The sequence below is a fragment of the Qipengyuania aestuarii genome (assembly GCF_019711535.1).
Classification (GTDB): Bacteria; Pseudomonadota; Alphaproteobacteria; order Sphingomonadales; family Sphingomonadaceae; genus Qipengyuania; species Qipengyuania aestuarii.
The window spans coordinates 81,551-98,578 of sequence record NZ_JAIGNP010000003.1 but is presented as its reverse complement, the minus strand read 5'-3'; the positions used below and the strand labels follow the sequence as shown (position 1 = coordinate 98,578).

At 60.6% G+C, this 17,028-nt stretch carries 24 protein-coding genes; 8 read left to right on the top strand and 16 right to left on the bottom strand.

Features of this window, described 5'->3' with window-relative positions; genetic code table 11:
* Positions 1-19: 19 nt before the first annotated feature.
* Genes K3175_RS10180 through K3175_RS10170 form a run of 3 tightly spaced genes read right to left on the bottom strand, consistent with a single transcriptional unit; the run spans position 20 to position 1,368 of the window.
* On the bottom strand, positions 20-454 hold the full coding sequence (locus tag K3175_RS10180) for a hypothetical protein (protein WP_221543309.1): 435 nt from the start codon (positions 452-454) through the stop codon (positions 20-22).
* A gap of 6 nt (positions 455-460) precedes the next feature.
* Positions 461-805, bottom strand: a complete 345-nt coding sequence (locus tag K3175_RS10175; RefSeq protein WP_221543308.1) for a hypothetical protein — start codon at positions 803-805, stop codon at positions 461-463.
* Between the two features lie 50 nt (positions 806-855).
* Positions 856-1,368 carry a helix-turn-helix domain-containing protein gene (locus K3175_RS10170; protein ID WP_221543307.1) on the bottom strand — a complete coding sequence of 171 codons (513 nt, stop codon included), beginning with the start codon at positions 1,366-1,368 and terminating at the stop codon, positions 856-858.
* 289 nt (positions 1,369-1,657) lie between these two features.
* Between K3175_RS10170 and K3175_RS10165 the strand changes: the two genes are divergently transcribed.
* Positions 1,658-2,239: a fasciclin domain-containing protein gene (locus K3175_RS10165; RefSeq protein ID WP_221543306.1), complete on the top strand. Its 582-nt coding sequence runs from the start codon at positions 1,658-1,660 to the stop codon at positions 2,237-2,239.
* A 224-nt stretch (positions 2,240-2,463) separates the two neighbouring features.
* The gene (locus tag K3175_RS10160) at positions 2,464-2,808 is read left to right on the top strand and encodes an HPF/RaiA family ribosome-associated protein (RefSeq protein ID WP_221543305.1); all 345 of its coding nucleotides are present in this window, start codon (positions 2,464-2,466) and stop codon (positions 2,806-2,808) included.
* Positions 2,809-3,112: 304 nt separating this feature from the next.
* Here the strand turns inward: K3175_RS10160 and K3175_RS10155 are convergent, their stop codons facing one another.
* On the bottom strand, positions 3,113-3,676 hold the full coding sequence (locus K3175_RS10155) for a hypothetical protein (RefSeq protein WP_221543304.1): 564 nt from the start codon (positions 3,674-3,676) through the stop codon (positions 3,113-3,115).
* A gap of 151 nt (positions 3,677-3,827) precedes the next feature.
* Between K3175_RS10155 and K3175_RS10150 the strand changes: the two genes are divergently transcribed.
* The 3 genes from K3175_RS10150 (at position 3,828) to K3175_RS10140 (ending at position 5,835) form a co-directional block, all read left to right on the top strand.
* Positions 3,828-4,730 carry a hypothetical protein gene (locus tag K3175_RS10150; RefSeq protein ID WP_221543303.1) on the top strand — a complete coding sequence of 301 codons (903 nt, stop codon included), beginning with the start codon at positions 3,828-3,830 and terminating at the stop codon, positions 4,728-4,730.
* Between the two features lie 193 nt (positions 4,731-4,923).
* Complete coding sequence (locus K3175_RS10145) at positions 4,924-5,349, top strand: COG3650 family protein (protein ID WP_247710857.1); 426 nt, start codon at positions 4,924-4,926, stop codon at positions 5,347-5,349.
* 33 nt (positions 5,350-5,382) lie between these two features.
* On the top strand, positions 5,383-5,835 hold the full coding sequence (locus K3175_RS10140; protein ID WP_221543302.1) for a DUF3429 domain-containing protein: 453 nt from the start codon (positions 5,383-5,385) through the stop codon (positions 5,833-5,835).
* 79 nt (positions 5,836-5,914) lie between these two features.
* Here the strand turns inward: K3175_RS10140 and K3175_RS10135 are convergent, their stop codons facing one another.
* Complete coding sequence (locus tag K3175_RS10135; protein ID WP_221543301.1) at positions 5,915-7,360, bottom strand: S41 family peptidase; 1,446 nt, start codon at positions 7,358-7,360, stop codon at positions 5,915-5,917.
* A 262-nt stretch (positions 7,361-7,622) separates the two neighbouring features.
* Between K3175_RS10135 and K3175_RS10130 the strand changes: the two genes are divergently transcribed.
* Both K3175_RS10130 and K3175_RS10125 read left to right on the top strand, forming a co-directional pair.
* Positions 7,623-8,204, top strand: a complete 582-nt coding sequence (locus K3175_RS10130) for a YbhB/YbcL family Raf kinase inhibitor-like protein (RefSeq protein WP_221543300.1) — start codon at positions 7,623-7,625, stop codon at positions 8,202-8,204.
* Between the two features lie 33 nt (positions 8,205-8,237).
* On the top strand, positions 8,238-8,489 hold the full coding sequence (locus K3175_RS10125) for an SWIB/MDM2 domain-containing protein (protein ID WP_221543299.1): 252 nt from the start codon (positions 8,238-8,240) through the stop codon (positions 8,487-8,489).
* Here the strand turns inward: K3175_RS10125 and K3175_RS10120 are convergent, their stop codons facing one another.
* Together K3175_RS10120 and K3175_RS10115 are read right to left on the bottom strand one after the other, a co-directional pair.
* Positions 8,490-8,894 (bottom strand): DoxX family protein, encoded by a 405-nt coding sequence (locus tag K3175_RS10120; protein WP_221543298.1) that lies wholly within the window; start codon positions 8,892-8,894, stop codon positions 8,490-8,492.
* Positions 8,891-9,181, bottom strand: coding sequence for a DUF427 domain-containing protein (locus K3175_RS10115; protein WP_221543297.1), 291 nt, complete (start codon positions 9,179-9,181; stop codon positions 8,891-8,893). Before K3175_RS10115 ends, K3175_RS10120 begins: the two co-directional genes overlap by 4 nt.
* 72 nt (positions 9,182-9,253) lie before the next feature.
* On the opposite strand from K3175_RS10115, the gene K3175_RS10110 reads away from it, so the two are divergent.
* Complete coding sequence (locus tag K3175_RS10110) at positions 9,254-10,537, top strand: dipeptidase (RefSeq protein ID WP_221544101.1); 1,284 nt, start codon at positions 9,254-9,256, stop codon at positions 10,535-10,537.
* 90 nt (positions 10,538-10,627) lie between these two features.
* On the opposite strand, the gene K3175_RS10105 is transcribed toward K3175_RS10110, so the two are convergent.
* The 9 genes from K3175_RS10105 to K3175_RS10065 all read right to left on the bottom strand — a co-directional run bounded on the left by K3175_RS10105 (position 10,628) and on the right by K3175_RS10065 (position 16,963).
* Entirely contained in the window at positions 10,628-11,059 is a 432-nt protein-coding gene (locus K3175_RS10105; protein WP_221543296.1) for a DUF1810 domain-containing protein, read from the bottom strand.
* The gene (locus K3175_RS10100; protein WP_221543295.1) at positions 11,059-11,388 is read right to left on the bottom strand and encodes a DUF3140 domain-containing protein; all 330 of its coding nucleotides are present in this window, start codon (positions 11,386-11,388) and stop codon (positions 11,059-11,061) included. Before K3175_RS10100 ends, K3175_RS10105 begins: the two co-directional genes overlap by 1 nt.
* Positions 11,388-11,579 carry a DUF3008 family protein gene (locus tag K3175_RS10095; RefSeq protein ID WP_221543294.1) on the bottom strand — a complete coding sequence of 64 codons (192 nt, stop codon included), beginning with the start codon at positions 11,577-11,579 and terminating at the stop codon, positions 11,388-11,390. The genes K3175_RS10100 and K3175_RS10095 overlap by 1 nt, the downstream gene beginning before the upstream one ends.
* Positions 11,579-11,806 carry a hypervirulence associated TUDOR domain-containing protein gene (locus K3175_RS10090; RefSeq protein WP_221543293.1) on the bottom strand — a complete coding sequence of 76 codons (228 nt, stop codon included), beginning with the start codon at positions 11,804-11,806 and terminating at the stop codon, positions 11,579-11,581. Before K3175_RS10090 ends, K3175_RS10095 begins: the two co-directional genes overlap by 1 nt.
* A gap of 23 nt (positions 11,807-11,829) precedes the next feature.
* On the bottom strand, positions 11,830-12,156 hold the full coding sequence (locus tag K3175_RS14190; RefSeq protein ID WP_247710855.1) for a hypothetical protein: 327 nt from the start codon (positions 12,154-12,156) through the stop codon (positions 11,830-11,832).
* 75 nt (positions 12,157-12,231) lie between these two features.
* Positions 12,232-13,056 carry a 2,3,4,5-tetrahydropyridine-2,6-dicarboxylate N-succinyltransferase gene (dapD, locus tag K3175_RS10080; RefSeq protein ID WP_221543292.1) on the bottom strand — a complete coding sequence of 275 codons (825 nt, stop codon included), beginning with the start codon at positions 13,054-13,056 and terminating at the stop codon, positions 12,232-12,234.
* Positions 13,057-13,103: 47 nt separating this feature from the next.
* Positions 13,104-14,174 (bottom strand): phosphotransferase family protein, encoded by a 1,071-nt coding sequence (locus K3175_RS10075; RefSeq protein WP_221543291.1) that lies wholly within the window; start codon positions 14,172-14,174, stop codon positions 13,104-13,106.
* A 222-nt stretch (positions 14,175-14,396) separates the two neighbouring features.
* Positions 14,397-15,485: a Zn-dependent alcohol dehydrogenase gene (locus K3175_RS10070; RefSeq protein WP_221543290.1), complete on the bottom strand. Its 1,089-nt coding sequence runs from the start codon at positions 15,483-15,485 to the stop codon at positions 14,397-14,399.
* Positions 15,486-15,616: 131 nt separating this feature from the next.
* Complete coding sequence (locus K3175_RS10065) at positions 15,617-16,963, bottom strand: acyl-CoA dehydrogenase family protein (protein WP_221543289.1); 1,347 nt, start codon at positions 16,961-16,963, stop codon at positions 15,617-15,619.
* Positions 16,964-17,028 lie beyond the last annotated feature (65 nt).

Sequence of the window (17,028 nt, the reverse complement as noted above, 5' to 3'; positions counted from 1 at the left end):
GCCGGATGGTGGGGAGGGCTTAGCTCTTCGCCCCGATCCGGTTGACCACGCCGGCACGCCGGTCGATCAGCAGGCCGATCGTCATCGCGAACAATGCGGGAAGGGACCAGAACCCGCTCAGCCGCCAGGGGATCATCTGCCACTCGTTCTGGATCGCGAGCGCGCACAGCGTGAAGAACAGGCTCACCGCGTGAAAGCCGGCGAACCACAGCGGCCAGTAGCGATCCGATACCAGCGCATAGCGGCCGATGGCGATAAGAAGCGCCACGTCGATCACCGACACCGCCAGAAGCGCAGCTGTCGTGCCTAGGAAGCTATAGGAGACTGCCGAAAGCACCGCTGCCACGACAATCGCGGCAATCGCGCGCCGATCGTGCCGATCCCCTGCCTGCCATCCGACAGCCCATGCACCGATGAGGAGGAGCCAGAAGGCAAGCAGGTAGATACTGGGCATCGTGGCTTAGGCTTCCAGTCCGTTCGGCTCGGCAATATGCTGCGCCGATGGCTTGTATTCCGGCGGACAGCCAAAGCCAACCGTCTGCAGGCTGGACGCCTTGCGGATCTTGAGCAGCTCCCTCGTTGCGCCGCCGAGGTCATGCCGCGTGGCGATGATCTTGGCCAGCCCCTCGCCTGCATTGGTCAGGGCGCCCTGAGCCGTCGTCGCAGGAAGATTGGCCGCCCGGCTGACTTCGACGATGCTGGCGCAAAGCTGGGCAAGAGACGTTACGGCCCGATCTACCGCCTCGAGCGACTTCTGCGTGTCGTCGGCGACGACCTGCCCAGCGGATTGTTCGATATTGTGCATGGAGTGTTCCTTTCTGACAGCGCCCTGTTGGGCGCGCCGCCCTGAAAAGGTCACGGCACTCCGCCCGATGCCAGCTCGGAAACACCCAAAATGGTCAGAACCACCATGCAGCTCGCCATGATGGAAATAATCGCGATGCGGATCATCCATCGTAAACGCTGGCGCGCGGACGCTGAATTGGCTCTACCGCCAAGCACAGGGAAAATAGCGGCCGAGATTGGGATGACCGATTGAGAGACGATCCCAACACCAATCGCATTTGCGAGGTTGCCATGCTTTTTGTCAGCCTCAGCCGACGGTCGCGCCAAGCCACCCCCTTGTTTTTCACCCCGATGGTCGAGTCCTAGCTCCTGTAGCCGCGTCACCGCTGCCATTCGATTGTTGACCTGCAGGATGTCGATGACGGCTGCGATATGCTGATCGACTGTTCTGGGCGATATCCCCAGCTCGCGAGCGATCTGCTTCGAAGTCAGGCCGTTTCTGACCAGCTTCATGCAGTCCATCTGGCGGCGCGTTAAAGTGAAATCAGGCGGTGCCAGATTTTGTGAGGCATTATCCTCCATATCGGACCATTATACTTCGTTGAGGTTGGTTTCTTGCCCAACATGACGGTTAACGCGGTTCGCTGGCAACCGAAAAAAGAGAAGCCCTGTCTACAAGCAAGTGCGCCTTCCTTGTCAGAGGGCATCGCTCGCGAGAGCGCCGTCATTGCGATTGCCATATTCCCGCCTTTTTCGGAACATGCGCCAAATCTAATGGTTGGTTGGGTGGGGCACGAGGATGATAACTCTTAACGCTCGCACCCGTGCCGAACGCCTATTCTGGCTTTACGAATCAAAGGGGATTTCACTCATGAACAAGATCACTATCGCTCTTGCATCCGCCGCTTCGCTCGCAATCGCTGCCTGCGCGGAAGATACGGCCGAGCCTACTGCGGATGATACCGTTGCCATGAACGATCAGATGGCCAACGATACTACAGATACCGGCACAATCGTCGAGGTTGCGCAAGGCAATCCCGACTTTTCGACCCTGGTAAGCGCGGTGACTTCTGCGAACCTCGGCGAAACTCTTTCGGGTGAAGGACCGTATACCGTTTTCGCACCGACCAATGCCGCCTTCGACAAGGTGCCTCAGGCTACTCGTGACGAACTCATGAGCGAAGCCGGCCAAGAAGATCTGACCAACATTCTCACCTATCACGTGATTGAAGGTGAAACGAACGCGCAGGCTCTCACGCAGGCTATCGAAGCTGCGGGCGAGGAAGGATACAAGCTGACCACTGTCAACGGTGCCGAACTCACCGCAATGATGGACGGCGGCAATGTCGTACTGATGGACGCGGCGGGTAATCGCGCGACGGTTACATCAACAGATGTCGATGCTTCAAATGGCGTAATCCATGTGATCGACACGGTGCTTATGCCCTCGTAATTTAACAATAAATTCTTGAGACAAGGGCGACCCCGCGGGGGCGCCCTTTCTTTTTGTCGCCCCTTCGTTCGATTGAAAGCCAATATCCCCTTTCCTAGGATCCGGGCGGTGGCAAGCGCGGTGGCTCAGGCTGATCAAGCGCCTCTGGTATCAGCCGGAGAGAGGGAAACTGCCCAGACGCCGGCGCGTTGGATATACACGAGCAAAATAAAGGAGAATTTGCCATGCAGATCCAGTTCAATTCCGACAGTTCGGTGATGGGGACGGAGAATGTAGCCGAGCGGATCGAAGCGGCGGTGCGGCAAAAACTTTCGCGCTTCGAAAATCGTCTTACGCGGCTCGAGGTTCACGTTCGTGATGAAAACGGTCCCAAGGGCGGTGCTGACGACAAGGCATGCACGATTGAGGCACGCCCCAGCGGTGGCAAGCCGATCGGAGTGACAGAACATGCTTCCAGTGTGGATGACGCCGCGCGGCGTGCAGCGGGGACTTTAGCTCAACGCCTCGAGCGTCATTTCGGCAAGAGCGAACGGCACGGTCATGATCCGCGCCCAGAAAAGGTGATGTAAGCAACTTCCGGCGGGATGCTTCCAAGCATTCGCCGCAATTTTCGAAGAATGCCGCCAGCTTCCAATCTTGGTCTAGCTGGCGGCCCATTTATCACATGATCGCCTTATCTGGTTTTCAGGGAAATGATCTTCTTTCGCGCCAATCTGAGTGGCGGCTACAGCAGCATGCTGGTGCCCAAATTGCTGACCCTGTTGACTGCGTAACGAGGCATTCCGGATCTACCCCTTTTTAAGGGTCGAATGGCAGCAAAAGGGGAGGATTTTCCTACGGTGCCGGACAGGGCAGAAAAGTCCTCTACGGTAATCAATCGCGCAGTGCGAGTACTCCAGCCACATTGATCGTTTTCGCGTTTCCAGCTGTGCTCGACCCTTTGCGCGTATCGAGTTCTGCAGGTTCGGCAAGTGCCATGGGAGCTTCGGCGCGCGTCATAATCCGGGCGGTTTCTTGATGCTCATCTCCAAACTCGCTGCGTTCGGCCCGTGCACCGGTGAAAGCGAGCAACCTTTCTTCGTGAGCAATGCGCTCGGGGCTGGCCGTGCGATAGAAGTCATACTCATCGTCAGTAGCTACCAGCTCACGGTCATCCCGGTCTTGCCACCACATCTTGCCCCCGCGATCGCGCAATCTGCCGTGGAGGGCGAGTTCTGCCACCTCGATGGTGCCATTTTCGGTTTCGAGCGGATAATGATTGGGCGGGCTGTCTTTTCGGGCGAGGGCCGCGTTTGATGTTGAAACTACGGCCGATTGAGGCAAGCTGTCTGCGTGGGTTCTGGTAAGGATCGGACTTTCGCCGATGGTCGCGCCGCTGACAGCTCCTGCCATTGCGATCACTGCCACTGCACCCAGCATTTGGGGGGTAAACCTCATTTGCACACTCCGAGAATTCTGTCTTGCTGGTCAAACGCTCACGCTATGTGCGGTGTTCCCGCGCGGCTTCCGCCTACGCATGGCAGTTAATGGGATGGTCAGAATTTGATGGCATCCCTTCGGCGAACCCGAGCCAACGGATCCTAATGTAATGCATGAACTACAGACGCAATTCGCCACGCAGGAAGGTGAAGAAGAGTGGATGGCCGTGATGCACGAGTATTTCCACCGGGGTGAACTGCTAAACGCACAGCAGTATCTCGAAATGCAACTGCAGAGTCTGGGTACCGAACTTGCAACCCGCTGTCTGATAGATGATCCCGACCGCGTTTCGATCAGCGGCTGGGAAGAATTACAGGAAGCGATCGAACTTGCGGAGGGCGACGCGATTACAGGCGTCACCCTGGCGATTGCCAATGAGGCGGATCGGGCCTTCGAAAAGGGGCAGGTTCACCACCCCTACATGATGCTGGGACTTTATAGCGACGATCCCTTCGCCTTCAGCCAGGCTGACGAGGCGAAGCTCGTCGAAGAGGCCCTCGCCGAAGACGGGCCTGCCTGGGCGGGCTTTGATGAGGACATCGAGGTTTTTCTCGAATGCGACGGATTGTCCGCCATCAATACGGCGCTGGTGCACCATAAGGAACGCCACTTCTTTCGGGATAATGCTCCGCAGGAAGCACCCGCCCGCTATGTTGAATATGTTCTCGCGTGCTGGTGGCGTGCGCTTCTTTTCCATCGTGCAGTGGAGAAGATATGCCGAGAAAAACCGCTGCCGAACCAAGTCCCAGTGCTGGCCGGCATGGTCGATATGAAGCCCGATGCAGTATCGGTGCACGGTCTCGTCGAGGGGCAGCGGCCCGCGCCTCAAGTCGTTGAAGAAGAACCGCAAACGGCCGAATTGCTGCCGGCCAGTATGATCACGCGGCGCGAAGTCGAAGAGATGAAAGAGCCGCCGTCCGGTGCCGACTTGCGTAAGCGGCTCGCGCAGAATGAGCCGGAGCCCGAGCCCGAAAAGAAAGGCTTGGTAGCAAGATTGTTCGGTCGCAACTGAACATCAATATCGTGTTGGCAAATGCGGTCGCGGGTAACTCGCACAGCCCATGTCGCTCGTTTCTGAGGCAGGCGATTGCTTATCAATCGTGTTTCGCGTTAAGCAGCCCGAACCATCTGGCTTTGGCCAGATGACCGCGTCTGCCCTTGATTTTCGCATTCGCTCACAGATCCGCTGAGCTAAGAGACTTCGATTGAAATCCATCGCACCTGTCATCGCCATCTTGCTATTGTCGGCCTGCCAGTCGGGTGACGGCACTCCGGGAAGCGGCCCCACGCATGCTTTCGACGCGATCGCCCCGGATGAGACGGTCTATTTCACGGGAACCGAACCTTTCTGGAATGGCGCGGTAGCGGCGGGGATGGCCCGTTATTTTACTCCCGAGAATCAGGACGGGGTCCGGTTTAGCGTTCAGCGGTTTGCGGGGAATAACGGGGTTTCGTTTACCGGAACCTTGAGCGATCGGACCTTCGACCTGATGGTGACGCCTGGACGCTGTTCTGACGGCATGAGCGATCGCCAATATCCCTACACGGCGACGCTCCGGATCGGGGATGAACAGCGAAACGGCTGTGCCTGGACCGACGAGCAACCCTCCGCGATGTCCGAAGATGTCTGAGTCCCCATCCGTTCCCACGAGGCGACGCTGGTGATGCAATCCGTACCTCGCTGGCCGCGATGGCTTGGGTTGCTGGGGCTGGTACCGCAAATCGCCTGTACCCTAATCGCGTTTCTCGCGCCTGCAGCCTGGCGGACACCGGCGCAAGACTGTGCCGTAATCTATGCAGCGCTTATCTTTACTTTTCTTGGAGGCACTTGGTGGGGGATCGCGGCTGCAGCGCCCGCTGCCGAACGAAGAGGCGGGCTGGCTTGGGCGTGGATCGCCGCGATTGTGCCAAGCCTCATCGCCGCCGGGGGACTGGTTGCCCATGCATTCGACTGGCTCCCGATCGAAGCGCTGCTGGTCATGCTCGGCGCAAGTTTACTCATGGCGCTCGGCGTGGATGCCCGGCTTGCAGCGCTCACTCCGCGCTGGTGGCTCCACCTTCGGGCGCCGCTATCGATCGGCTTGGGCGGCCTCACCCTTGCGATAGCATTTGCGTGAGTGGCGCTTGCCGCGCCTAGCTATGCCGCCATGTTTGCAATTGGTTTGGGGCCGCTGTCTGTGACGCGGCCCCTCCCTTTTAGAACACCCCTGGATTGTCGCGTTGCAGCGCGTTTGGCCGAGCTGGCTGGATCAGCTTGGATTGGCCCTGACTGACCGAAGCACGGGTCACTTCATTCCCGCCCATGATCGGTGTGCAGGTGCGGCCCGCCAAGAAGTCCAGTGCGACTTTGACCGATGCCTCGGCCGGGTCGCCAAGCTGGGTGAAGATATCGTCACCCGCGCGGCAAGTGTTCGGCATCACGCTGGCCAAGCCGCTGAAATATTCGCCCTGGTCGTTTGCATTAACGGTCTTGAAGGTCACGGCGCGCAAGCGATCGTCACAGGACGATTGGTCGAATGCGAATTGCCCGACGGGTTTGCCGAAGGTGTTCATCCCCACAAGCGCGATGTTGTCTCCCAGATAGGGTATCATGGAATTCGTGACGAGCTCGCTCGCCGATGCAGTGCCTCCACGACCAATGACGGCCAGCTTCATCGCGCGGATTTGTTCGGGCTGGTCATTGAACACATCGGTCGAATTTTCGGATGCCTTAGATGGTCGCAGCAGCGTCTTGGAAAACACCTGCCCTTCCAGCCCATCGGCCATGAGATCGCCCAGCAGTTCCGCGACGGATACGAGGCCGCCGCCATTATAGCGCAGGTCGAGAATGACATTCGTGACCCCTTGCTGGCGGAATTGCGCAAAGGCATCGCGCAGCTGCGGCCCGGCGTTCTGGACGATGAAGGTGCGCAGATTGATATAACCCGCCTTGCCGCCAGCGCCATCGTCAAGGATTTTGACTCCATACCGATCGGAAATCGGGTCCAGCCCGAATTCCTGCTTGGTCACGGATACGTTGCGTTCAGTTCCATCGACATTCCTGATGCGGAAACTTCGGGCAACTCCCGGATCGCTCGGCCCCAAGGCCTCGGACACCGCTTGCGGTCCTCCGGCTGACATGAGGGAGGCTACGCTGCTCGATCCGATTTGCAGGATTTCCGTGCCGCGATCGAAGCCTGCAGGAAATGCCGGGCCGCTTTCGAAGACCTCCGCGAGATAAACGCGATTGTTCGAGACATCGTAGATCAATCGGAAGCCGAACCCTGCATTCGAGCCGCTGTTGATCAGTTCGTTTTCTTCTTCGATCGAGGTGATGTAGGTGAAGAAGCGGTCCTTGTTCTGCGCCCGTGCGGGGGCAACAAGAGCGTCAAGATAGGATTGCAGGTCGCTGTAATTCGCCTTGTTCACTGACGTGTCGAGCAGGTCGGGGAAGAGATACCATTCCTGCAGGACGGAGAGAGCCCAATCCTGCCGCGACGACAGCGAGCAGCCATCGGTGCCACCTCCGCCGCCGCCTCCACCCGCGATCGGGCCGGACCCTCCTCCCGAGGAACTCGAATCTCCGCCTCCCCCACACGCGGCAAGAGCGAGCGCGCAGGAGCTTAACAGAGCAGTCCCCCAAGGCGTGCGACCTGTTTTCATTGCAAATCTCCCCAATTATCTCGTGGCTTACCCGTTAACTCCCACTCGCATGAGACTTGCCTAATTAATCGTTACTCAGCAAGCTCGACTTGAAAGAGGCCGAGAAAATCTCGTGAATTGCTCATTCCGGTGGAAAACCGGGGTGGGCCGGGGCAAAACAGCCATAATTTCTGCGGGCAGGCATGGCCTTTCCCTAGGGTAAGCGCCTAGTCTTCCCAATCGAACGCGCCTTTGGCGCCAAGCGAGTGACGGAGTTTTTATCTTGAGTACCGGTACCCCAGCATGGGTTCAGCAGGCAATCGGCGCAGACGCCAAGGGCGCTCTTACCATCAGCGAGGTTGCTGACGAGAAGCTGCTGGGCAAGTCGGGCTTCACTCTTACCAGCCCGGCGTTCAAGCATGGCGGCGAACTTGATCCAAGCTTCACGGCGGCTGAAGAGGATGCTGTTGCCCCGCCGCTGGAATGGACTGCGCCGCCTCCGGGCACGCAGGAGCTCGCGCTCATCGTAGAGGATGCGGAGGACGGCAAGATCCACTGGCTCGTCTGGGGGCTCAAGGCCCAGAAGGGCGCTTTGTTCGAAGGCGAGGCGCCGCCACGGATCGGGAAAAATGCCGCTGGCAACTCGGAATGGCTGCTTCCCAATCCGCCGCTGGGTGTGCAGCACCGTTATGTATTCCAGCTCTATGCGCTCGACCTGCCGCTGACGCTGATGCCGGGGGCTGGATATGAGGATTTTCGCAAGAACATCAAAAATCATGTCATGGCTGCAGCGGTCCTTACCGCGCGCTTCGAAGGACATGAAATCGAAGAGCTGGACGCTGAGGACTTCGACCTGGAAGATTGATCAATAATAAAAGCTAAGTGAAAGGAAGCTGAAATGGCAGGAAAGAATAACGCACTCCAGAAGCCGGTGAATCTCTCGCCGCAACTCGAGAATGTGGTTGGCAAAGGTCCGATGACCCGCGCTCAGGTCACTTCGAAGGTCTGGGACCATATCAAGGCGAACAACCTGCAGGATCCGCAGGACAAGCGCATGATCAACCCTGACGACAAGCTGGGTGCAGTCATCGGCAAGGAGCAGATCTCCATGTTCAAGATGACCGGTGCCGTTTCCAAGCACATGTCCTGATTATATGGTGTGGCGGCGCCGCGGCCAGTCCGTGACGCCGCCGACCCATAGGGCCAGCCAGACAAGAACCGGCTGTGCCACCATGCGCGGAAGGTGATAAGCGAGGCTAAGGCCCTTATCCTCGCGCGCCATGTCGAGCACGAAGTGCTGGATGTTGGCGGGAAAGACGCAGACCGCGTACAAGGCGAGACCGATCGCCCCCGCTTTTCTGATTGTCTGGGACCACGGTTGCGCAAGCGCGACTGCGCCGAGCAGCTCTGCAACGCCGGTCCAGAACACCACCGCTTCGGGCATAGGCACGAAATCCGGCATGATACCGAGAAACGGACCAGGCTTCACAAGGTGCATGATGCCGGCGAAGGCATAGAAGACGGCCAGCAGCCAGCGCAGTGCGCGGCGGATCATTCCTCCGTGACTTCCACCCCGTTCCAGAACGCGATCCGGTCCTTGATTTCGGCGGCATCGGGTTTGGGATGGGGATAGTACCAGGCAGCATCTTTGTTGATGGCACCGCCGGCATTGATCGAATGATATTGAGCGGTTCCCTTCCATGGGCACTCGCTTGTCCGCTCGCTTGGGACGAGCGCGCTGCGGGCGACAGCGGAAGGCGGGAAGTAATGATTGCCCTCGACAACCAAGGTATCGTCGCTGCGAGCGATCTCTTCTCCGTTCCAGCGGGCGATCATGGTCATCAGGCAATCCTTTCCAAGAGCGATCTGTTCGCTACAACAGCCCATGAGATGCCATAGAGTTCCGCAGAGGAGATATTCTTGAAGTCCATCCATACGAGCGCGGCCATTGCCGTGCTGTCCTTGCTGGCGGCGCCGGCGATCGCGCAGGACACGCCTGAGGAAACTGCGGCGGCGGCGCTCGATGCGGCGCCGGTATGGGACGGGCATAATGACGTCCCCATCCAGCTGCGCGCCCGTTTCGACAATCTGATCAACGATTTCGACTTCGCCGATACGCTGGACACGGCCGAGGGCGATCGCAAAGCGATGCACAGCGATTTGGTCCGGCTTGCCCGCGGCAAGGTGGGGGCGCAGTTCTGGTCGGTCTATGTCAGCGCGAGCCTGCCCGAAGCAGAGGCGGTGCAGATGACGCTTGAACAGATCGACGTCACCAAGCGCCTGATCGATCGCAATCCGCGCGGCCTGGAACTGGCGCTGACTGCCGACGATGTCGAGGCCGCGGTCGCCGAGGGTCGGATCGCCTCGCTGCTCGGCATGGAGGGCGGGCATTCCATCGGCAACAGCCTGGCCGTGCTGCGGCAGATGTACGATCTGGGCGCGCGCTACATGACGCTGACGCATGGCAAGACGCTGGACTGGGCGGACAGCGCCACCGATGCGCCGCGCCATGACGGGCTCAACGCGTTCGGCATGGATGTGGTGCGCGAAATGAACCGCATCGGGATGCTGGTCGATCTGAGCCATGTCAGCGCTCCGGCCATGCGCGATGCGCTCGACGTGGCGCGCGCGCCGGTGATTTTCAGTCACTCGGGCGCGCAGGCTGTCAACGGACACGCGCGCAATGTCCCGGACGATGTGCTGGCGCGCCTGCCGCTCAACGGCGGGATCGTCATGGTTGTTGCCCTGCCATCTTACGTGACCGAAGACCTGCGGCAGTATTCCGCCAATCGCGCAGGCGAGGAAGCCCGGCTCAAAGCGCTGTATCCCGGTCAGCCCGATCAGGTCGAGGCGCTGCTGGCGAAGTGGGACGCCGAAAACCGGGCGCCGGTTTCGACCGTGTCGGACATGGCCGATCACATCGATCACATTCGCGATGTCGCGGGCATCGATCACATCGGCATCGGCGGCGATTACGATGGGATGCCGACGGGGCCGGTCGGGATGGAAGACGTCAGCGGCTATCCCGAACTCTTCGTGGAACTGGCACGGCGGGGGTATTCGCAGGCGGATCTGGAGAAGATTTCGATGCGCAATATGCTGCGGGTTCTCAGGGAAGCGGAAGCTTATGCGGCGAGCCAGGCAGGCACGGCAGCGATCGAATATCCGGCCGGAAAGCCGCGCGACGAGGGGGCATGAGGGATTACGGTGCCAGTTTCAGGATATAAGCTGGCACCACTGGCTAGGGCTTCGGCTAAGCCGCTTCTTGGCTAGCAGCCTACCGCCGACTTACATCCGGTCGATGGTGCGGGGGCAGCGTTCGCCGTCGTAGAAGGCCTCCAGCGCGTCGCTGAAGACCTGGGCATCCTCGTCGTCGCAGGCGGCTTCGAAGAGGGTCATGGAACTGCGGAATTTCAGCGCATCGACCTCGCCAAGAATGTCTTCCGCGCTCATCGTGCCGGCCCATTCGAGCATGGCTTCGGTGGCTTCGAACAGGCGCGGGCCGAGTTCCTCGTGTTCGCAATAGCTGCGCGCTTCATCGAGATCGGCGAGGGCGTATTTCTGTGCCTTGGCGCTTTTGCCCAGGCCTTCGATCTGGGGGAAGATGAACCACATCCAATGGCTCTTCTTCTCGCCATCGCCGATCTCCTCGAGCGCCTGCTCGTAAGTGCCACCATCCTGCGCCTTGACGAAGTGGGCCAGAGGATCGGAGCCAGCCATTATTTCAAGGGGTCATGGCCCCAGTTCATGAGGCTGTAGCGCCAATCGCTGTCCTCAATATCGCCCGACGGCTCCTGCGCCAGATGGCGGTGCACATAGCCCACCACCTTTTGCATATGCTCGTACTGGCTGTCTGTCAGGTCGGCCTTCTTGGTGTTCTTGATCTCGACGATCCGGCGGCCCGACTTGTGCCCGGTGCTTTCGCCTGAATCGCTGTCACCGACGGATTTCGATTCCTCGGTATCGAGCCATTCCTCGAGTTCCTTCGGCTGCATGTTCACGCAGTCGTAGAAGTCGGAATAGATATCGTCCTTCTTATCCGCGTCCATCAGTCGTCGTCCGCAGTTTCGGGAAGGTCCGAACGATCGGTCGAGGCCATCTCGTCGAGCTCTTCCTCGCTCATGCTTTCATACATCTGCTTCGATGCACCCTGCAAATCGCCGACCTTGGTCTCTCCGCGCTTGGCGGAAAGGGCGGCTCCGGCGGCCTGCTGCTGCGCCTTGCTCTTCGCCTTGGCCATCAGTTCTGCGCCGACAGTTCGGAACCGCGCTTGAGAACTTCGTCGCCGTCTTCCTGCTTGATCAGATAGGCGGGATTGTCCTCGTCACCGTCCTTGGTGACTTCGCTGCCCTGGAGAGTCCGCGTGACCTCGCGCTCGAAGCGGTCCTTGATCTGGCCCTTGCCCTTGCCGTTTCCCCAATCCCATTCGACATATTGGCCGGTCTGGAAACTGTTGGAATTGCTCATGCGAACTCTCCTTATCGCGCAGCTTAGTTCTCGATGACCTGAATACCGTCTTCGGTGGTTTCCTTGTCTTCGGTGGTGCCGACCGTGTCGTAATCATTGTCGGTTTCGCTGGGCACGCCCACGATGCTGTCGGTGCCTTCACCGTCATCCTGCATCGAACGGATTTCACCGCTTACGGTGGCTTCTTCCTCGACGTCGCCTTGCATCATCGCCGGGATGATCCACACGATCGACAGCAGGAGCACTGCAAGCACGAGGCCGCCGAGCAGGACCCAGCGGACCACGCCTTCCTTCGAGCCGCCGCTGACGTCTTCTTCATCGATGTGTACGTGACCGTTATTATTATCCAAGGAAACCTCCCTACGTGTGTCTATCGCAGGGTTTACGCGCCTTGGCGGGGAATGTTCCCCCTTCAGGTCACCGGATCAGTCGCGCAGGAGATCGTTGATACCGGTCTTTTCGCGGGTCTGCGCATCCACCGTCTTGACGATCACCGCGCAGGCGAGGCCGGGGCCGCCATCCTTGCCGGGCAGCGTGCCGGGCACCACCACCGAGAACGGGGGCAGGTGACCGCGGATGACTTCGCCGGTGTCGCGATAGACGATCTTGGTCGACTGGGTGATGAAGACACCCATCGACACGACGCAGCCTTCGCCCACGATCACGCCTTCCACGATTTCGCTGCGCGCACCGATGAAGCAATTGTCGCCGATGATGGTCGGATTGGCCTGCATCGGTTCGAGTACGCCGCCGATGCCTGCACCGGCGGAGATATGACAGTTCTCGCCGATCTGGGCGCAGGAGCCGATGCTGGCGAAAGTGTCCACCATCGTGCCCTTGCCGACATAGGCGCCGATGTTGACGAAGCTGGGCATCAGCACGCAGCCCGGCGCGATATAGGCGCCTTCGCGGGCCACGGCTCCGGGCACGACGCGGAAACCGGCTTCGCGGAATTTCGCATCGTCCCACCCGGAGAACTTGCTGGGCACCTTGTCGAAGGCGGGATGGCCGGCGCTGCCGCCTTCCATCACGCGGTTATCGTTGAGGCGGAAGGACAGCAGCACGGCTTTCTTCAGCCACTGGTTGACCGTCCAGCCACCCTTACCATCGGGTTCGGCCACGCGGCCTTCACCGCTGTCGAGCATGCCCAGCGCCGCTTCGACCGCTTCGCGCACATCGCCCGATTGCGGGGTGACATTGGCGCGGTCTTCCCACGCGGCTTCGATGCGGCTTGCAAGGTCGGCGCTCATTCATAATCTCCGTTTGAATTGTCCAGCGCGTTAGCAGCGTGCGCGCGCTAGTCCATCCCCGCCGCCACCGCGAATTCGTAGGCGCGGTCGACCAGCGGGCCGACGCGTTCGCTCATCGCCTTGGCGTGGGCGCTGGAAGCCGTGCCGTCGATCACGCGTTTCTTGATGCCCTGGATGATGCCGGCCAGCCGGAAGAGGTTGTAGGAGAAGTACCAGTCCATCGGCGGGACCGGATAGCCGGTGCGCGCGACATAGCGATCCACGGCTTCGTCCTGCGACGGAATGCCGAGTTCCTCGAGATCGAGGTCCATGATGCCGGCGCGGCCATCGGCGGGATTGTGCCAGTTGAGCATGAGATAGCTGAAGTCTGCGATGGGATCGCCCAGCGTCGACAATTCCCAGTCGAGCACGGCGAGAACCTTGTTCTCGTCCTTGTGGAAGATCAGATTGTCGAGCCGGTAATCGCCGTGGACCACGCTGCTTTCATGCTGCGGCGGGATGGTCTGCGGCAGCCATTCGATCAGCCGTTCCATCTTCTCCATATGCTCGGTTTCGGAAAGCTTGTACTGTTTCGACCAGCGCGCGATCTGGCGGGCGCAATAGTCGGTCGATTTGCCATAGTCGCCGAGGCCGATTTCCTCGGGATTGCGCAAGTGGAGATCGGCCATGGTATCGATCATGGCATTGTAGATTTCGCGGCGTTCTTCCGGCGTGCTGCCGGGCAGGGCGCCGTTCCATAAGGAGCGCCCGTCAGCGAGCCCCATGACGAAGAATTTGGACCCGATCACGTCGGTATCCTCGCACAGGCCATAGGTCTTGGGCACGGGGAAGCCAGTAGGGCCGAGCGCATGCATGGCGGTGTATTCGCGGTCCACCGCATGGGCGCTGGGCAAGAGCTTGCCGAACGGCTGACGGCGCAGGACATAGCTGCCGCCCGGCGTATCGATCCGGTAGGTCGGGTTAGACTGGCCGCCCTTGAACTTGCTGTAGGAAATCGGGCCTTCGAACCCGTCCACATGGTCGGTGAACCACGCGGTCAGCGCGTCCAGGTCCATCTGGTCCTTTTCGGGCACTTCGATCGTGCCGACCATTTCCTTGTCGAAATCGATATCGCTCATGCCGTCCTGTCCCGTGTTCTTATGGCGAGTCGTGTCACACCGACCCACCCCTTTTCAAAAACTCCGCCCGGTGCGGCCCGCCCCGGTTCTGCGCCGGTTATCTGGCCAAATGCCGGGGCCGATTGTCAACTTCCGCAATCCGCCGATTGTGCCCTCGAAAACCCATCGAGGAAGGAGGTCTAACGCGCCCGTGCCGTGTAGGACAGGCCCGTTTTCGCGCCCTCAATCGAAGACGATGACGCTGCGGGCCGAAGTGCCCTGCTTCATCTTTTCGAAGCCTTCGTTGATCTTCTCCAGCGGAATACGCTCGGCGATGATGGTGTCGAGATCGAGCAGGCCGCGCATGTAGAAATCCACGAGGCGCGGCAAGTCGACCGGGAAACGGTTGTTGCCCATGATCGCGCCCTGCAATTTCTTGCTGGCGAGCAGGTCCATCGCGCCGAGGCCGACCTTGCAATCCAGCGGCATCATGCCGAGGATCGTGGCCGTGCCGCCGCGGCGCAGGATCTTCACCGCCAGATCGGCACTGGCCTGCCGCCCGACCGCCTCGATCGCGTGATGCACGCCGCCGCCGGTGACCTTCATCACCTGTTCGACCGCGTCTTCCGCCATGGCATCCACCGTGTGCGTGGCGCCGAGCGCTGTTGCCAGTTCGCGCTTCTCAGGCAGCGGGTCGATGGCGATGACCTTGCCCGCTCCGGTGATCCTGGCGGCGTTGATCGCAGCCAGGCCGACGCCGCCGCAGCCGATCACGGCGACCGCTTCGCCCGGCACGACCGAGCAGGCGTTGAATACTGCGCCGGCGCCCGTCGTCACCGCGCAGCCGATGATAGCGGCGCGGTCGAGGGGCATTTCCTTGTCGATCGCGACACAGGCATGTTCGTGGATCAGCATCTGTTCGCAGAAGGACGACAGATTGAGCATCTGCGCCACCGTCTCGTCGCTGCCTTTGCGCGTGATGCGCGGAGCCTGCGTCTGGTCGCGGCGTACTTCCTTGCTGACGCAGAGCGCCATCTGGCCGGTGACGCAGAATTCGCAGTGGCCGCAGAAGGCGGACAGGCAGGTGACCACGTGATCGCCCGGCTTCACCGTCTTCACCTCGCTGCCGACGGCCTTGACCACGCCCGCCGCCTCGTGCCCCGGTATGGCGGGCAAGGGGTGGGGATAGGCGCCGTCGATGAAATGGAGATCGGAATGGCACAGGCCGCACGCCTTGGTGTCGATCAGGACTTCGTGCGGGCCGGGTTCGGCCAGTTCGACCTCGCCGATGGTGAGGCTTCCCACCTGCTCCAGAATTGCGGCCTTTGCCATATGCCAATCTCCGTTCGCCCCGAGCCTGTCCGAGGGCTGTCCTTTATTTCCCGTGCCGCGCCCGAGGAAAAGGGCAGTGCTTCGACAAGCTCAGCACGAACGGCCTGTGATGTTGCGCCTGGCGCGGGGGCTTAGCGCGTCGCCCCCACGTCGCCGCTGCTCATGCCGGCCGAGGCGCTGCCCGCGCTGGCCGAATGCGCATTGCCGCCGCGCAGGGCATTGGCCGTCTGGCTTTCCTGCGGCGTATGCTTGGCGAATTCCATCCGCGCGATCGAGCGGGCGTGCACTTCGTCCGGACCGTCGGCGAGGCGCAGCGTACGCTGGTGGGCATAGGCATTGGCGAGGCCGTAATCGTCCGACACGCCGCCGCCGCCATGCGCCTGGATGGCATCGTCGATGATTTTGAGCGCCATGTTCGGCGCCTGCACCTTGATCATGGCGATTTCCTGCTTGGCGCTCTTGTTGCCGACCTTGTCCATCATGTCGGCCGCCTTGAGGCAGAGCAGGCGGGTCATGTCGATGTCGATGCGGGCCCGCGCCACGCGCTCTTCCCAGACCGAATGCTTGTAGATCGGCTTGCCGAAAGCCTCGCGCTCCTGCAGGCGGCGGCACATCTTGGCCAGCGCTTCTTCCGCCACGCCGATGGTGCGCATGCAGTGGTGGATGCGGCCCGGGCCGAGGCGGCCCTGCGCGATCTCGAAGCCGCGGCCTTCGCCCAGCAGCATGTTGGTGACCGGCACGCGCACGTCCGTCAGCTCGACTTCCATGTGGCCGTGCGGCGCATCGTCATAACCGAAGACCGGCAGGTGGCGCAGAACCTTCACGCCCGGCGCGTCCATCGGCATCAGGATCATCGATTGCTGCGCATGGCGCTGCGCTTCGAAATCGGTCTTGCCCATGACGATGGCGACCTTGCAGCGCGGATCGCCCACGCCCGAGGACCACCATTTGCGGCCGTTGATCACATATTCGTCGCCATCGCGTTCGATGCGGGTTTCGATATTGGTCGCATCCGAACTGGCGGTGAAGGGTTCGGTCATGAGGAAGGCCGACCGCACCTTGCCATTCATCAGCGGTTCGAGCCATTCGTCCTTCTGTTCGCGCGTGCCGTAGCGATGGAAGACTTCCATATTGCCGGTGTCGGGCGCGGAGCAGTTGAAGACTTCCGATGCAAAGCCGATGCGGCCCATTTCCTCGGCGCACAGCGCATATTCGAGATTGGTGAGGCCCGGGCCTTCGAATTCGAAACTCTCATCCACGTGGTGATGGCTGTCGTTGCGCGGCGGCATGAACAGGTTCCAGATGCCCTGGTCCTTGGCCTTGGCCTTGAGATCCTCGACCACCTGGATGACCTTCCAGCGTTCGCCCTGCGCATCCTGTTCGCGGTAGGTGGGGACGGCGGGGCGGACATGGTCCTCGATGAAGTTCTTCACCCGGTCGCGCCAGTAGGTTTGCCGTTCGGTGGGTTCGAAATCCATCTCGTTTATCCTCTCTCTCAGTTCCTGTTTCCCGCAAGGCTGGCATAGGAGCGCGCCTTGCGCCA

What these genes read in the sequence shown, in the direction of transcription:
- K3175_RS10140 (WP_221543302.1), top strand. Translation starts at nt 5,383, where the DNA reads ATGCAATCCGTACCTCGCTGGCCGCGATGGCTTGGGTTGCTGGGGCTG.
- K3175_RS10120 (WP_221543298.1), bottom strand. Translation starts at nt 8,894, where the DNA reads ATGATCCGCCGCGCACTGCGCTGGCTGCTGGCCGTCTTCTATGCCTTC.
- K3175_RS10075 (WP_221543291.1), bottom strand. Translation starts at nt 14,174, where the DNA reads ATGAGCGATATCGATTTCGACAAGGAAATGGTCGGCACGATCGAAGTG.
- K3175_RS10065 (WP_221543289.1), bottom strand. Translation starts at nt 16,963, where the DNA reads ATGGATTTCGAACCCACCGAACGGCAAACCTACTGGCGCGACCGGGTG.
- K3175_RS10125 (WP_221543299.1), top strand. Translation starts at nt 8,238, where the DNA reads ATGGCAGGAAAGAATAACGCACTCCAGAAGCCGGTGAATCTCTCGCCG.
- K3175_RS10150 (WP_221543303.1), top strand. Translation starts at nt 3,828, where the DNA reads ATGCATGAACTACAGACGCAATTCGCCACGCAGGAAGGTGAAGAAGAG.
- K3175_RS10100 (WP_221543295.1), bottom strand. Translation starts at nt 11,388, where the DNA reads ATGGACGCGGATAAGAAGGACGATATCTATTCCGACTTCTACGACTGC.
- K3175_RS10115 (WP_221543297.1), bottom strand. Translation starts at nt 9,181, where the DNA reads ATGACCATGATCGCCCGCTGGAACGGAGAAGAGATCGCTCGCAGCGAC.
- K3175_RS10160 (WP_221543305.1), top strand. Translation starts at nt 2,464, where the DNA reads ATGCAGATCCAGTTCAATTCCGACAGTTCGGTGATGGGGACGGAGAAT.
- K3175_RS10105 (WP_221543296.1), bottom strand. Translation starts at nt 11,059, where the DNA reads ATGGCTGGCTCCGATCCTCTGGCCCACTTCGTCAAGGCGCAGGATGGT.
- K3175_RS10165 (WP_221543306.1), top strand. Translation starts at nt 1,658, where the DNA reads ATGAACAAGATCACTATCGCTCTTGCATCCGCCGCTTCGCTCGCAATC.
- K3175_RS10090 (WP_221543293.1), bottom strand. Translation starts at nt 11,806, where the DNA reads ATGAGCAATTCCAACAGTTTCCAGACCGGCCAATATGTCGAATGGGAT.
- K3175_RS10175 (WP_221543308.1), bottom strand. Translation starts at nt 805, where the DNA reads ATGCACAATATCGAACAATCCGCTGGGCAGGTCGTCGCCGACGACACG.
- K3175_RS10170 (WP_221543307.1), bottom strand. Translation starts at nt 1,368, where the DNA reads ATGGAGGATAATGCCTCACAAAATCTGGCACCGCCTGATTTCACTTTA.
- K3175_RS10095 (WP_221543294.1), bottom strand. Translation starts at nt 11,579, where the DNA reads ATGGCCAAGGCGAAGAGCAAGGCGCAGCAGCAGGCCGCCGGAGCCGCC.
- dapD (WP_221543292.1), bottom strand. Translation starts at nt 13,056, where the DNA reads ATGAGCGCCGACCTTGCAAGCCGCATCGAAGCCGCGTGGGAAGACCGC.
- K3175_RS10135 (WP_221543301.1), bottom strand. Translation starts at nt 7,360, where the DNA reads ATGAAAACAGGTCGCACGCCTTGGGGGACTGCTCTGTTAAGCTCCTGC.
- K3175_RS10180 (WP_221543309.1), bottom strand. Translation starts at nt 454, where the DNA reads ATGCCCAGTATCTACCTGCTTGCCTTCTGGCTCCTCCTCATCGGTGCA.
- K3175_RS10070 (WP_221543290.1), bottom strand. Translation starts at nt 15,485, where the DNA reads ATGGCAAAGGCCGCAATTCTGGAGCAGGTGGGAAGCCTCACCATCGGC.
- K3175_RS10155 (WP_221543304.1), bottom strand. Translation starts at nt 3,676, where the DNA reads ATGAGGTTTACCCCCCAAATGCTGGGTGCAGTGGCAGTGATCGCAATG.